This window comes from Niallia sp. FSL W8-0635, assembly GCF_038007965.1.
In the GTDB taxonomy this organism is placed as follows: Bacteria; Bacillota; Bacilli; order Bacillales; family Cytobacillaceae; genus Niallia.
The window spans coordinates 2,345,481-2,359,890 of the sequence record NZ_JBBOYD010000001.1 but is presented as its reverse complement, the minus strand read 5'-3'; the positions used below and the strand labels follow the sequence as shown (position 1 = coordinate 2,359,890).

Sequence of the window (14,410 nt, the reverse complement as noted above, 5' to 3'; positions counted from 1 at the left end):
GCTTAATATATTTACATTTTCCTTAATATCATCTATAATGCACGTATCTTGCATTCTTCTTTTCGTCTTTCTTATTTATGCTTATATTTAATTAAATGAGGTGGACTATGAATAAAGAAATCATAAAATTTATTAGAAAAAATTATGAAATGACACAAAGAGACTTTGCCCGTGTTTTGAATTGTAGCTTTGCATTAATTGCCTTGGTGGAAGTCGGAAAACGAAGAGTTAGTAAAGATTTAGAAAATAAGATTAGGCAAACCTTTAATATTGACGATCAAGATATCGCCTCGATTACATCAATATTAGCAGAAATAAGTAAAGGAATTCCTCCTTTTATGTAATCATAGTAGAAGAAAATAGAAAGTACTTACAGACCCAAGTTGTTTGTTCGATGTAGATATTTTCTATTTTCTTCTATTTCAAAATCATTTCACTCTGCACCCTTTCTCTTTCGTCTAAATAGGATAAAGAAGGATGAAAGGAGGAGTAAAATGCCTACAAACGATCATACGGAACCTTCCTCTAAGGTTTATCTTCCAAAGCTTCCTGCAGAATCATTGAATAACCAATCACGCTTTCAACATAATTATTTACAAGATTATTTACTAAATCAACAACGTCAAAGTGAAAATTTATCCACTTTGGTAACGAAATTCCAGGAAGATTCCTTCGAGAAACAGGAAGAGCATTTTAGGCAAATCAATGCCATTAGTTCCAAAATGGAGCTTAACGATTCGGTGACAAAAGAATTATTAACAAGGCTTGCTGCATTAGATCAGGAAACGTCAAAAATAGAAGAACAGCTGAATTCCCTTTTCTTACTTTCAAAAGAGCAAAAGGAAATAATGAAAGAAGAATCTCTTCGACATACAGCGCTATTTGATCAATTATCGTTTCAGGAACAGGACATTTCCTTAATCTCACAGAAAATGGATGAATTTAATCACCTTGCTGCTGAAATGAAAACGAAATTTGACACAACAGAAACTAGCTATCATAACATTTCAGAAAAACTTGATCTCCAAGAAGTATTCCACCAAACGATCCTTGAAAGCATGGAAGAAACGAATGGTAATGTTAATAAATTGAGCCGACAAATAGAACATATGAAGGAAATTCTCTTTGAAAGAGTTCATTATCTAGCTGAAAAAATAGAAAATAATGTTAAAAGTATTGCACAGCCAATTCATCGATTCTTTCTACAATCAGAAAAGGATGAAACAATTAATAAATAAAGAGATTTTCAATAGGAAAAAGGACTGTCCTTAAGGATGAACCTCCTTTCGTTAGGAGGCTAAATCCTTACAGACAATCCTTTTTTTATTTAGTCAAGAATTTTGACAGATACTTGTTTTCTTCCCCAGTTTAATGCTTCAGAAGTCGTTGCCACATGTATATCAATTTTATTCCCTTTAATCGCTCCACCAGTGTCTCCAGCAATTGCTGTACCATATCCTTCAACATATACTGTTGAACCAAGAGGGATTACATTCGGATCAACAGAAATAACCTTTTTATTCGGGTTATCCTTTAAATTAATCCCTGTTGCCGTAATACCAGAACACCCTTTACAATCAGCCGTATAAGCAGTTGCTGTTACAGTAATTTCCTTTGAGCTTGTTTCTGAGTTTGTCTTTTTAGTCGTTTCGGTCTTAACTGTATTTGCCGCTTTTACAGTTTTTTCTGCTTTTACTGTATTTTGGACGGTTGCTGTAGCAGTTTTACTTTGACTTTCCTTTGAAACTTTACTTTTTGAAACAATCAATACGTCACCTTTATGTATTGTATCGCTTTTAAGTTTATTCCAGCTCTTTATTTGTTCAACTGTTGTATTATATTTTTGAGAAATCTTCCAAAGATTATCTCCTGCTTTAACTTTATAATTCTTCACTTTTTGAAGTATTAGTGTATCATTTACTTTGATGAGATCACTTTCTAAGTTATTCCATTTTTTCAATTCGTTCACACTAACATTTTTCTTCTGTGAAATGGACCAAAGGGTATCTCCTTTTTCTACTTTGACTTCTTCCGCACCTACAAACGGAGCAGCTGTTGTAAGTAATGATGCACAAGTTATAATAGAAAAGATTTTTTTCATTTTTATACCTCCTCGAATAGCTCCAGTTGAGCTAACAGGTATAATCTTACCATGAAAAATCGCAAAAAAAAGAACAGGGAGTTGTTAATTCGATTACTTATATGACAATCCATTAACAAACAGAATACGAATCGTCAGAATAATCATACAACAACAACCTGTATTTATTTAAAGAAATCGTAATTTACTAATGCTTTTTTAACCCTTTTTTTCTTCATCAACTGCTGGTAATGTTATATAAAAACTTGTTCCTTTATTTAGTTCACTGTCTATATATACTTTTCCGTTTAGATTTTCGATGATTTTAAAGCTTACCATTAAACCTAATCCATTTCCGTCCTTTTTAGTTGTGAAAAATGGTTCTCCTAATTTCTTTAATTGCTCTTTCTCCATCCCTATTCCAGTATCTTTGATTACAATATTAATGTTATCCTTTTCTCTTTTTACCGTAACATCAATAGAACCACCGTTCGGCATGGCTTCTACTGCGTTTTTAATAAAATTTAAAAAAACTTGTTTTAATTTATTCTCATCACATTCTACAAGAAGATTATGTTCTTCATAGTTGCGATGCAATTGGATTTTATTTTTCCGTAGCTGATAATCTAAAATAGATGCAACATTATCAATGATTGGGAGTAATGGTCTCTTTTCTAATACAGATACAGTCGGCTTAGAAAGAACCATAAATTCTTCCACTATCGAGTTTACTCTTTCGATTTCGTCTAATATGATATCAAAGTATTCCTGCCTGTCTTTTTCCGTTTCATCCATGCTTAAAAACTCTGCATATCCTTTAATAGAAGTTAGCGGATTACGAATTTCATGGGCAACACCTGCTGCTAATTGACCAACAGCTGCCAATTTATCTTGTCGATGTAGTACTTCTTCTGTTCTTTTCTTTTCCGTAATATCATTTCTAATCGCTAAATATTGATACGGTTTATTATTTTTATCTAAAAAGGGTACGATGGTTGTATCTACCCAATAATAGGTGCCATCTTTCCTTTTATTGCGGATTTCCCCTTTCCAAATCTGCCCTTTTCCTATCGTTTGCCAAACATTTCGGAAAAACTCTTTAGAATGATAGCCTGAATTAACAATTCGGTGTGTATTCCCGATCAATTCTTGGCGGCTATAGCCAGATATCTCACAGAATTTTGAATTAACCTTTGTAATGATTCCCCTTTTATCCGTAAAAGCGATAATACTTGATTGTTCTAACGCATATGTAATATCACTAACCTCACGAACAGACTCTTCTAATTGATGCTGTACCATCTTTTGCTCCGTTATGTCACGTCTAATAGCAACATATTGATAAGGAGCTCCCTCTTTATTTAAAAAAGGGACAATAACTGTATCCACCCAGTAAAGAGTACCATCCTTCGCTTTATTAAGGATTTCCCCTTTCCAGATTTGCCCGTTCTTAATTGTCTTCCATAATTCACGGAAAAACTCAGGGGAATGATGTCCCGAATTAAGGATCCGGTGATTTTGTCCAAGTAATTCTTCACGGCTATATTTCGATACTTCTATAAATTTATCGTTTACATATGTAATAATGCCATTATTATCTGTAAAAGCGACGATTGCAGATTCATCCAGTGCATGCTGCATATCTCTTACATTAACCGCTCCTACATCCGTTCGTTCCCCAATTAAAGTACTTGTTCCAATTAATCCACCTAATACTAGCAACGATACAAATAATGCAATGTAAATAATAAAGCTACTTTCATAGGAATCTCTTGCCACCGTAATTACCGGGGAACTAATATTGGACAATAAAATAAAGTGGCTGACCAAACAAACGCAAGTCATCAGTAAACTGCATAAGGCTCGTACCCATTTTTTTAAAGATGTTGGAATCTTAACAGGGTAAAAAGAAAGCCAAATGGAAATGAAAAAGCCAATAAACAATAAAATAAAACTTACTAATAATTGCGGAATTTGATAATATACTTTGCTGCCAATGGAATAAAAGCCAATGATGGACACAGATAATAAAGATAAACAGAAAAAGAATGCTGATACGTAGATTCTTCTTTTCTTCTTTTCCTTATCTAATAACGCATAAAATGCCATTCCACTAAAACAAATACCAACTACCATCGATAAGATAGTAATAGGGATATTGTAGTTTGCGGTAGCATAAACATTTGTAATCATCATATCAATAAAGCTTAAAATCCAAAATCCAAATCCCATCGTAAATGTACTTGCTAAAAATAAAAACCTACTATTTTTCTCCCCGTTTTTTACCAATTGAAATAAATCAAAGGATGAATAGCATGCCATATATACAATTAGGATACTAATAAAAATCAAAATGGAGTTATACAACAAAAATCCTCCTAATCTTTCCTAAAAATAATACACCCCAGAAGTCCTAGAAAAGGAACACATTAGTAGGATGGTATTCTATTTGATTGTAAATCAAATAATACAGATAAGAAAGTACTTTTCGACAATTCATTCACAAATTAGCCACAATGACCACCTAACATATAAGAAGGAAATGAGAAAACTGTTGATAGAAATAGAGATGGATAAGAGCGGTAAATGAAAGAAGGATATGTTTAGGTAAGTTTTTCGACGAGGATGTGTGTGTTCTTTGTACTTGAAAATAAAACCCAATCAGTGGGATATTATTCGTCCACACTGATTGTTAGGGTAAAACTATTTAAAGATTAATTACTAATTTGCGGAAGCTCTCTCATTTCGACCGATGTTTGATCTCCACATAATGGACAAAGAAGATCCTCTGTTGCAAAATCCTTTCTCATCCAGCCATTGCATGAATTGCATGCATATACTTCCATGCTCAATAATATCTCTTCTGGTTTTTCTTCCGCACCTTTACGATTAAAAAACATATGAGCGCCCCCTTTTTTATTTATTATTGCCAGTACATCCAATAATTATGTGTTCGAAAGGTTTTTTCTCGTTTTAACAGTACGAATACAGCATTAATATCAATCATTTCCCTTAAAAACTAATGGTCTAATACACATTAGTAAAAATTTCATTCAAAAATTTATTGAATGAGCTGAACATTCAAGTATATCAGCCGAATTTTCAATATATCAGCCAAATTGCACAACTTTTCAGCCAAACTTTCGATATATCAGCCAAATGCCAAATCTTTTCAGCCAAAATTTCAATATATCAGCCAATCAGCTATCCTTTAATGCCAAACTCCCCCCCACATGCCTAATAACTCTGTTTTCAGAGCTACTAACTGTGATAAAATGAGGGAAAACATTAATAAAGGAGCCGCAAATGTCTACTAAATTGTATTATGCAACGCCATATGAAACAAAATGGTCAACAAATATAGAAGAAATAATAGAAAGAGATAATCAAATTTTTGTCATTTTAGAAGAAACTGCCTTTTATCCAGAAGGAGGAGGTCAGCCCTCAGACACTGGTACAATAGATGGAATTCATGTAATAGATGTACAGATTAAAGACAATCAAATTTATCACCTTGTTGAAAAAAAACCAGAAACTAAGCATGTTGAATGTGAACTAAACTGGAACAGGAGATTTGATCATATGCAGCAGCATACAGCTCAACATCTTTTATCAGCAGTTCTAGATGAGCTTTATCATATTCCGACAGTGAGCTTTCATTTGGGGAAGGATTATACAACAATAGATGTGGATACAAGCGAATTAACGAAAGAGCAAATAGATACTATTGAGCATAAATGTAATACATATATTATGAATAATTTAGAAATCAAAACATATTTTACTACCCATGAAGAAGTTAGCAAATTTCCATTAAGAAAACTCCCCAAAGTAACAGGTGATATACGTATTGTAGAAATTGATGGAATTGATTATTCTGCCTGTGCTGGGACCCATGTACAAAGAACAGGTGAATTAAGCTGTATAAAATTAATAAAGACAGAAAAACATCGTGGACAGACAAGAGTGTTTTTCCTAAGTGGTTGGAGAGCAATCACTGACTATCAATCCTCCCAATTGATACTAGATGAATTAAGCAACCATTTCAAAACGAATAAACAACAACTCCAAGATCGTGTTAGTAAGCTAGAATTAGAAAAAAAAGCGGTGAATCGAGAATTAGACATTTTGAAGGCAGAAAATACTTCGTTTCATGCTGAACAAATCCTTGCAGACCATAACGAAAAAGTTATCTTCCTTCCATTCGAAGAGAAAACAATGAAAGACTTGTCTACACTAGCTAAATATCTACTGCAAAAGTCTAGCCATATCATTTTATTTAGCTCTGAAATAGACAAAAAAATACTCCTACAGCATAATGGCGATTATTCCCTTCATTGTGGAAAACTGCTTCGGGAAATCATCCAAGAATTCGAAGGGAAAGGCGGCGGAAATGAACTGCTGGCACAAGCTACTTTCCCTTCGATTCAACAATTGCAAGCATGTATGAGCAAAATAAAAGAAACCTTACAAAACAGCTTATAAGAAAAAAGTCAATGAAGGATACCAAATCCATCATTGACTTTTTTTATTAATGTAAAATTTTCTGCTTACGCTTTTCTAGCATTATAGCAACTTTGATCATAAAATAACTAATTTCATCTGGAAGTTCTTCTTTAATCGGTTTTAGTTTGTCACTGCCTACCTTTTGAATAGCATCAGAAATCATCGCCTGTTCTTCTGGCTTAAGAAATGTAGACCAATCAACAATCAACTCTTCTTCCCCACAACGCAAGAGATGATTTTCTACCGTTTGCACATTTAATTCTCTTTCTTTTGCAATTTCCTTAATGGTTAATCCACTTTTCCATAAATCTAACGTTAGTAAATGGGAATTTTCTACACTTTTTTTCACTCGTTTTTCTCTGTTGGTATCCAATTCTGCTGTATTACTATCTTCTCCTATAGATAATTCATGCTGGTTTGTTTTGAACTTTATGATATGCTCTATCATAATATCACCATATTTTTGTAGTTTATGATCTCCAATTCCCTTTATTTCACGAAACTCCTCGTGCGTGACAGGCATTGTTAGGGAGATACTTCTTAAAGTTTGATCAGAAAAAACTACAAAAGGAGGAACGTTTTCTGCCTCTGCTAATTGTTTACGTATACTTCTTAGATACTCAAATAGAGCATTATTTTCAGATACTTTGACCGTCACTACTTGTTCTTTTCGTTCAACTGTTTCTTTGCCTAAAAGAACCTCTTTTCCTCTATTAGACACTTTTAATATTGGCATTGACCCTGAACTTACATCGATATATTGTTCGGAAATGAGAAATTCGATAAAGTCACTAATTTCTTTTGCTGATCGCTCTTTCATAAGACCATAGGTTTTTATACGATCTAAATGGAAATCTATTAATTTCTTGTTCTTCGAGCCAGTTAAAACCTGTGCAATCATTGTTTTACCGAATCTTTCACCCATTCGAATCATGCATGACAATACCTTTTGAGCATCGACTGTTACATTAATGACGCTTCTCTCATCGGTACAGTTGGAGCATTGGCCACATTTTTCCGTATGTTCTTCCCCAAAGTAATGCAAAATATATTCTTGCAAACAATCTTCCGTATGACAAAAATTAATCATGGATTGTAATTTATCAATATCTTGCTTTTGTTTATCTGGATCATTAATGGTCTGATCAATCAAAAAACGCTGAATGCGAATATCCTGTGCGGAATACAATAAAATACACTTACTTGGTAATCCATCACGCCCTGCTCTCCCCGCTTCTTGATAATACCCTTCCATGTTTTTAGGAAGCTGATAATGAATAACATATCTAATATTACTTTTATCAATCCCCATGCCAAAAGCATTTGTTGCAATCATAATCGATACATCATCTTTAATAAATGCTTGTTGTTCCGCTTCTCTTTGTAAATCACTCATTCCCCCGTGATATTTTGAAACAGAATATCCCTTCTTCGATAGACGATCATAGAGCTTTTCGACTTCTTGTCTTGTTGCCGCATAAATAATCCCTGATTCGTCTTTGTTTTTCTTTAGGAAGGATTCAAGAAATTTTCCTTTGTCCTGCCCTTTTATAATTGAAAAGGATAAGTTTTCACGGGAAAAACCTGTCTTCACAGTATTTTCCCATGGAATATGTAATAAATGACATATATCCTCATGAACTTTTGGGGTTGCGGTTGCTGTCAAAGCTGCTACAAGGGGTGTTTCCGATAATTTATTAATCATATAGCCAATCTTCGCATAGCTTGGGCGAAAATCATGTCCCCATTGGGAAATACAATGCGCTTCATCTACTGCAATAAAGGAGATGGTGACTTCCTTTAATATATCCATAAAATAATCTGCTTCTAGTCGTTCTGGTGCAATATAAAGCAATTTATAGTGTCCGTTTTTTATATCATATACTCTTTCCTGTACCTCTTCATGATGTAATGTACTATTGATAAAAGTAGCAGGAATTCCAACTTCGGTTAATGCATCCACCTGATCCTTCATTAAAGAAATCAGTGGAGAAATTACCACTGTTAAACCAGGGAAAAGCATTGCAGGTACTTGGTAACAAATCGATTTACCTCCACCAGTTGGCATAATGCCTACAACATTTTCACCATTTAACAAATGCTGAATAATATCTTCCTGTCCTTTTCTAAAATGGTCATATCCAAAGTATTCTTTTAAAATACTGCGCGCCTGATTCATCATCATTACATTCTCCCCACTTTACTCCGAGCGTTTCTTTTTAACATTGTATCATTAATTATACAAATTTTGAATGAATCAAACTATAGCAAATGCTTGTCCAACCATAATAGATTCAGACAAACTGTCTAAGATTTAGAATGGTCTTTATTTAATAAGCAGCCTGATTCTCCCCCCTTTAAAATAGTTCGGTACAATCAGGCTGCTATAATATTTTTTATAAACAGATAATCTTAGCTTCTTCCATTTACAGAAAGCCAATTATCCTATTGTCGTTTCTCTCCTAACTTATAGCCAAGCTGCTCCAACGATGATTAAAAGAATGAATAGTACAACAATCAATACAAATCCATTACCAAAACCACCACAAGAAGCTACTGGAGCTGCAGCAGGTGCAGCATAACCGCAACCACAAGAATTATATCCATAACCGTAATTCATTTATAAAACACTCCTTTTTTCTATCTTTGTTAATATGCAAAACCAACGTAACTAGAACCTACAATTATTAATAAAATGAATAGCACTACTAGTAGAGCAAATCCTCCACCAAAACCAACTGCTGGGCCACCACTCATTTATTCCACCTCCCTCATACACATAAGCATCATATGAGTCTAGAGATTGTCCTGTTTGGGCGCTCAGAAAAAAAGATAAAATAAGTGTTAATTATGTAGGAAGATTCCTTCCTTAAAGGAATCTTTCTGTTTTTTGATCAAAAGAAAGGTATAAAGGCTAAGGCAGCAATTAATCCTAAGGAAACACCAACAGCTGCGGCACCCCAGCCCCAACCCCAGCCAGGTCTATAACCACGTCTAAATCCATAACCAAATCCACCATAACCTCTTCTGTTTCCGCCAATCGGTCTTATATAGACTTTATTTTGGGTTACTCTTTCGATAATTCCTGTATGAACATCTCCATTATGAGTTCGGATACGCACACATCTACCAACACCTTTAGAACATTGATGATAAAAATTATTATTAACAGACATTTATCACACCTCCAACCGTTAATCCCTACTATCCTATGTACAAGTCTAAAAAAAGTATGGACAACTATCATAAAGAGGGTGCGGAAATTTCTATCAATATTTATTCCAACTATATCCAATCAAGAAAATGCATATTTGCAACCGGAAAAGGTTATTTAAAAAGATAAGCGTGCATATTCCTCCAAAAAAATGCAAATAATTTAGAGTAATTTCATCAGTGGCGGTTTATAAAATTAGGGGAAAAGGAGTTTTTCAACATGCTAGAAGCAGCAATGTGGGGAGCAATTGCAAGCTTTTCATTACTTGCAGGTTCTGTCACAGGATTATTTCTATCCATTCCCAAAAGAGTTATTGCATATTTTATGGCTCTTGGAACAGGAATTTTAATAGGTGCCTCTTCCTTTGAGCTTTTAATAGAATCTGTAAATAAAAGTGGAATGTTAACTACTGCTATCGCTTTTTTAGCAGGAGCCTGTTTATTTACCATTATTGAAATTATTCTTTATCAAAAAGGCGGTTCTAACCGGAAACGATCACATAAAAATCCGGAGGGACATTCTGGTTTGGCTATTTTTGTTGGTACATTAATGGACGCCATTCCTGAGTCCATGATTATTGGTCTTAGCTTGTTATATACCCATAAAGTAGATCTTCTTTTTTTAATTGCCATTTTTATTAGCAACTTTCCAGAATCCCTCTCTTCAACAGTGGGATTAAAAAAAGATCAATATTCAAACAAAAAAATTTTAACACTTTGGAGCAGTGTCATTATCATTTCAGCTATTAGTAGCTCCATTGGATATTTATTTTTAGAAGACGCCTCTCCTGCTATGCTCTCTTGCATACAGTCATTTGGGGCTGGTGGATTAATTGCGATGGTTTGCTCAACGATGCTGCCTGAAGCGTTTGAACAAGGAGGACCAACCGTAGGATTTGTTGCATGTGTGGGATTAATTTTTTCATTAAGCATGAGTCATTTAGGATAGCGGCTGTCGAAAAACATACTGGATTATGTTTTTCGACAGTTTTACTTATGGCGTAACAAACAAAATTAGCCTTACTTTGCAATAGATCTAGATGTAGCTACATGCAAAGCAGAATCTTTTGGTTTACCTTTTTTCTTAGGAAAAATATATAAGTTAAGTGCACCTACAAAGAATGCTCCCCCAACAATATTCCCAATTGTAACCGGAATAAGGTTATGCATGGCATTTGCAACCGTAATTGTTTCTGGATGTGGAACTATTAATGAAATAGAGAAAAGTGCCATATTTGCTACACTATGCTCATAACCTGAGATCATAAAGGAAAATACTATTAATAAAGTAGCCATTATTTTTCCGACATCGCCTTTAATATTCATCGGTATCCAAATAGCTAAACAAACTAACCAGTTACACAAGATACCCCTAATAAATAATTCTATCGTGGAAGCACTCATTTTTGAATTGGCAACATCCATAAGCCAAGTTGTTTTAGGTGCTAGGCTAAATAATCCGGAGTAATAGATTAATAAAGCAAAAAATAATGCACCAACCAAATTACCAAAATAAGTAGTGACCCAATTATAAATAGTATCCTTCCAACTAGTTGCTCCAGACAAAGTACTCATTGCAAAAGCCATCGTATTTCCAGTGAATAATTCTCCTCCACCATAAGAAATTAGTACAAGCGCCATCCCAAAAAATAAACTAGTCATCATATACGTTGCAGGTGAATGAACATCAAAAAAAGGTTGTGCTAAACGATAACATAACATTAACGCAAAGCCGATGTAAATTCCTGCTAAAATCGCCTTTACAAAATAGCGCAAAAAAGATTCATCAATTGTTTCTTTCTTTTTCAGCGCATAGTTGATTGCTTTATCGATTGGGTGTATTTCCATTGTGATACCTTCCTTTCTGTATATTGCTATTATACAAAAGGAAATATCAATTATATTGTGAAAAAATGAACATTTTTTAACAATTGATTAGTGGATAAAATAATACACTTGTTCTTTTTAACGAATCATTTCAAAAATACTATGTAATGTTACCTAAACAAATTTTAATAGAATACACTACTAATTTGTTGTAGTTGTTAATTTATTATTCTGTTGAATTGCTACGGAAAACTGAGATCTTGGCTTAGTAAAGCTAATTTTGATACCGGATTTTTTCATTCTATTAACCAAATCAACTAACTGCTTTTTAGCCATCATAACTACCCCTTTACTTCTTATAATAGTTTTAGTGTACTAGAAATTTATGAAGAAATTATGAACAAATCATAAATAATTTTAGACTGTCTTTTTGTCGCTACATTTACTAGCTAAATACCAGTATAATAGCTCTTCATTATACATTCTATTCAAAAAAAGAAAACCCTTTATTTTTTGATTGTTTTTTACCCTATCATCTTATTATCGTAAACATTTTCCCTTTTTACTATCAGGCATATTTCATATTTTTGTTTTCGTACATTATATCTTAGGCTCTACCTCTATTAAATCGGAGCAAATAATTGATTTTCATATAAAAGCAATAATATTATTGGTAAGTTCTTAAGTTTTGCGAAAATAATTCGCGCTTCCATTCTAATAATGGTATAATTTTATGGATATTGTAGTTTGGAGGATTTTAAATGATAACAGTTACGAATGTAGGTCTTCGATATGGTGATCGTAAATTATTTGAAGATGTTAATATTAAATTCACACCTGGAAATTGCTATGGATTAATTGGAGCAAATGGTGCTGGGAAGTCTACTTTCCTAAAAATTCTTTCTGGTGAGCTAGAAGCACAATCAGGAAATGTTTCTTTAGGACCTGGTGAAAGACTTGCGGTATTGAAGCAGAACCACTTTGAATACGAAGAGCATGAAGTGCTTAAAGTAGTAATTATGGGTCACGCTAGATTATATGAAGTAATGCAGGAAAAAGATGCTATTTATATGAAAGAAAATTTCACAGATGAAGATGGCATGAAAGCAGCTGAGCTTGAAGGTGAATTCGCTGAGCTTAATGGTTGGGAAGCAGAATCTGAGGCAGCTATTCTTTTAAAAGGTTTAGGTATCGGCGAAGATCTTCATTATAAAACTATGGCAGAATTAAATGGTTCAGATAAAGTGAAGGTTTTACTTGCACAAGCTCTTTTCGGTGAACCGGATGTTCTTCTATTGGATGAGCCTACTAACCACCTTGATATCAATGCGATTAAATGGTTAGAAGAATTTTTAATTAACTTTGAAAATACTGTCATCGTTGTATCTCATGACAGACATTTCTTAAACAAAGTTTGTACACATATTGCCGATTTAGACTTTAGCAGAATTCAAATCTATGTTGGTAACTATGACTTCTGGTATGAATCCAGTCAATTAGCTTCTAGAATGGCAAATGATGCGAACAAAAAGAAAGAAGAAAAAATCAAAGAACTTCAAAACTTTATTGCTCGTTTTAGTGCAAATGCTTCTAAATCAAAACAGGCGACTTCTAGAAAGAAATTGTTAGACAAAATTTCTTTAGATGACATTAAACCATCATCTAGAAAATACCCATATGTAGCCTTTACACCAGAGCGTGAAATCGGTAATGACTTATTAAGAGTAGAAAACTTATCAAAAACAATTGATGGAGTTAAAGTACTTGATAATGTAAGTTTTATAATGAATAAGGATGATAAGATTGCGCTAGTTGGTCCAAATGAAATTGCTAAAACAACGCTTTTCCGTATTTTAGCAGGTGAATTGGAGCCAGATAGTGGCACCTATAAATGGGGAGTAACCACTTCTCAAAGCTATTTCCCAGCTGAAAACTCTGAGTATTTTAAAGAGGATGATGCTACACTTGTTGACTGGCTACGTCAATATTCTCCAAATGACCAAACAGAAAGTTTCTTAAGAGGATTCTTAGGACGTATGCTGTTCTCTGGTGAAGAAGTATTGAAAAAGCCAAGTGTATTATCCGGTGGTGAAAAAGTTCGTTGTATGTTATCTAAAATGATGCTAAGTGGTGCCAATGTTCTTCTATTAGATGAGCCTACTAACCATTTAGATTTAGAATCCATCACGGCTTTAAATAATGGGTTAATAAACTTTAAAGGTTCATTAATTTTCACTTCTCATGACCACCAATTCGTGTCAACGATTGCGAATCGAATTATAGAGATTACCCCTAATGGACTTGTTGACAAGCAAATGAATTATGATGAGTATTTAGAAGACACAGAATTACAAAAAAATATAGCAAACATGTATAAATAAAAAAACCGGGATTTCCCGGTTTTTTATTTTCTTATCATAGTGAGGCTGCTTTGATGACTGGGATATAACGAAATAGATGATAAATGTCTAATTTTAACTTAAATAAAGAATACTTTCGTGAGCTAAATTATTTAAGGCTAGTAAAGGTTCGATACTTACCAGTAGAGGGCATCTGAGTTGAAAAATAAAAGGATTAATTCCGCTTATTTACTAATTATTATGAAAAAAGGATAAAATAGACGGAGGAATGTCGCCTATCGATGAGAAAAATGCGAAAATAAGCGATTCTGCTTTACTTATCCGGAATTTCTACCCTTATTTTCCCCGAAACGAGCTCCATTTTACATATAGCCGGAAAATCTTCGCTTAATTCCCAGTCACTGGTTACATCCTAATGATAAAA

At 33.7% G+C, this 14,410-nt stretch carries 14 protein-coding genes and 1 pseudogene; 5 read left to right on the top strand and 10 right to left on the bottom strand.

Annotated elements, in window-relative coordinates; all coding sequences use genetic code 11:
• The first annotated feature begins 107 nt into the window (after positions 1-107).
• Positions 108-344, top strand: coding sequence for a helix-turn-helix transcriptional regulator (locus NYE52_RS11300; protein WP_341193151.1), 237 nt, complete (start codon positions 108-110; stop codon positions 342-344).
• Positions 345-433: 89 nt separating this feature from the next.
• Here NYE52_RS11300 and NYE52_RS24735 read toward each other — a convergent pair whose 3' ends face one another.
• Positions 434-496: a hypothetical protein gene (locus NYE52_RS24735; protein ID WP_445669148.1), complete on the bottom strand. Its 63-nt coding sequence runs from the start codon at positions 494-496 to the stop codon at positions 434-436.
• Between NYE52_RS24735 and NYE52_RS11295 the strand changes: the two genes are divergently transcribed.
• A complete protein-coding gene (locus NYE52_RS11295) occupies positions 495-1,238 on the top strand; it encodes a hypothetical protein (RefSeq protein WP_341193150.1) in 744 nt (247 codons plus the stop codon). The genes NYE52_RS24735 and NYE52_RS11295 overlap by 2 nt on opposite strands.
• An 89-nt stretch (positions 1,239-1,327) precedes the next feature.
• On the opposite strand, the gene NYE52_RS11290 is transcribed toward NYE52_RS11295, so the two are convergent.
• From NYE52_RS11290 to NYE52_RS11280, 3 genes are all read right to left on the bottom strand, one after another.
• Positions 1,328-2,101 (bottom strand): 3D domain-containing protein, encoded by a 774-nt coding sequence (locus tag NYE52_RS11290; protein WP_341193149.1) that lies wholly within the window; start codon positions 2,099-2,101, stop codon positions 1,328-1,330.
• A gap of 198 nt (positions 2,102-2,299) precedes the next feature.
• Positions 2,300-4,402, bottom strand: coding sequence for a PAS domain S-box protein (locus NYE52_RS11285; RefSeq protein ID WP_445669147.1), 2,103 nt, complete (start codon positions 4,400-4,402; stop codon positions 2,300-2,302).
• Positions 4,403-4,794: 392 nt separating this feature from the next.
• Complete coding sequence (locus tag NYE52_RS11280; protein ID WP_341193147.1) at positions 4,795-4,980, bottom strand: cold-inducible protein YdjO-related protein; 186 nt, start codon at positions 4,978-4,980, stop codon at positions 4,795-4,797.
• A gap of 406 nt (positions 4,981-5,386) precedes the next feature.
• Between NYE52_RS11280 and NYE52_RS11275 the strand changes: the two genes are divergently transcribed.
• The gene (locus tag NYE52_RS11275) at positions 5,387-6,565 is read left to right on the top strand and encodes an alanyl-tRNA editing protein (RefSeq protein WP_341193146.1); all 1,179 of its coding nucleotides are present in this window, start codon (positions 5,387-5,389) and stop codon (positions 6,563-6,565) included.
• A 46-nt stretch (positions 6,566-6,611) separates the two neighbouring features.
• On the opposite strand, the gene recQ is transcribed toward NYE52_RS11275, so the two are convergent.
• The 4 genes and pseudogenes from recQ to NYE52_RS11255 all read right to left on the bottom strand — a co-directional run bounded on the left by recQ (position 6,612) and on the right by NYE52_RS11255 (position 9,762).
• Complete coding sequence (gene recQ / locus NYE52_RS11270) at positions 6,612-8,768, bottom strand: DNA helicase RecQ (RefSeq protein ID WP_341195164.1); 2,157 nt, start codon at positions 8,766-8,768, stop codon at positions 6,612-6,614.
• A 285-nt stretch (positions 8,769-9,053) separates the two neighbouring features.
• Positions 9,054-9,131, bottom strand: a pseudogene (locus NYE52_RS24730) (YjcZ family sporulation protein); the annotation flags it as partial.
• 104 nt (positions 9,132-9,235) lie between these two features.
• The gene (locus NYE52_RS11260; RefSeq protein WP_341193144.1) at positions 9,236-9,343 is read right to left on the bottom strand and encodes a YjcZ family sporulation protein; all 108 of its coding nucleotides are present in this window, start codon (positions 9,341-9,343) and stop codon (positions 9,236-9,238) included.
• A 137-nt stretch (positions 9,344-9,480) separates the two neighbouring features.
• Complete coding sequence (locus NYE52_RS11255; protein WP_341193143.1) at positions 9,481-9,762, bottom strand: hypothetical protein; 282 nt, start codon at positions 9,760-9,762, stop codon at positions 9,481-9,483.
• Positions 9,763-10,019: 257 nt separating this feature from the next.
• Between NYE52_RS11255 and NYE52_RS11250 the strand changes: the two genes are divergently transcribed.
• Entirely contained in the window at positions 10,020-10,748 is a 729-nt protein-coding gene (locus tag NYE52_RS11250; RefSeq protein WP_341193142.1) for a ZIP family metal transporter, read from the top strand.
• A 71-nt stretch (positions 10,749-10,819) separates the two neighbouring features.
• Here the strand turns inward: NYE52_RS11250 and NYE52_RS11245 are convergent, their stop codons facing one another.
• Both NYE52_RS11245 and NYE52_RS11240 read right to left on the bottom strand, forming a co-directional pair.
• Positions 10,820-11,647: a formate/nitrite transporter family protein gene (locus tag NYE52_RS11245; protein WP_341193141.1), complete on the bottom strand. Its 828-nt coding sequence runs from the start codon at positions 11,645-11,647 to the stop codon at positions 10,820-10,822.
• Positions 11,648-11,827: 180 nt separating this feature from the next.
• Positions 11,828-11,962, bottom strand: coding sequence for a hypothetical protein (locus tag NYE52_RS11240; protein WP_341193140.1), 135 nt, complete (start codon positions 11,960-11,962; stop codon positions 11,828-11,830).
• A gap of 425 nt (positions 11,963-12,387) precedes the next feature.
• Here NYE52_RS11240 and NYE52_RS11235 point away from each other — a divergent pair, with 425 nt between their 5' ends.
• Complete coding sequence (locus tag NYE52_RS11235) at positions 12,388-14,007, top strand: ABC-F family ATP-binding cassette domain-containing protein (RefSeq protein WP_341193139.1); 1,620 nt, start codon at positions 12,388-12,390, stop codon at positions 14,005-14,007.
• Positions 14,008-14,410: the final 403 nt, after the last annotated feature.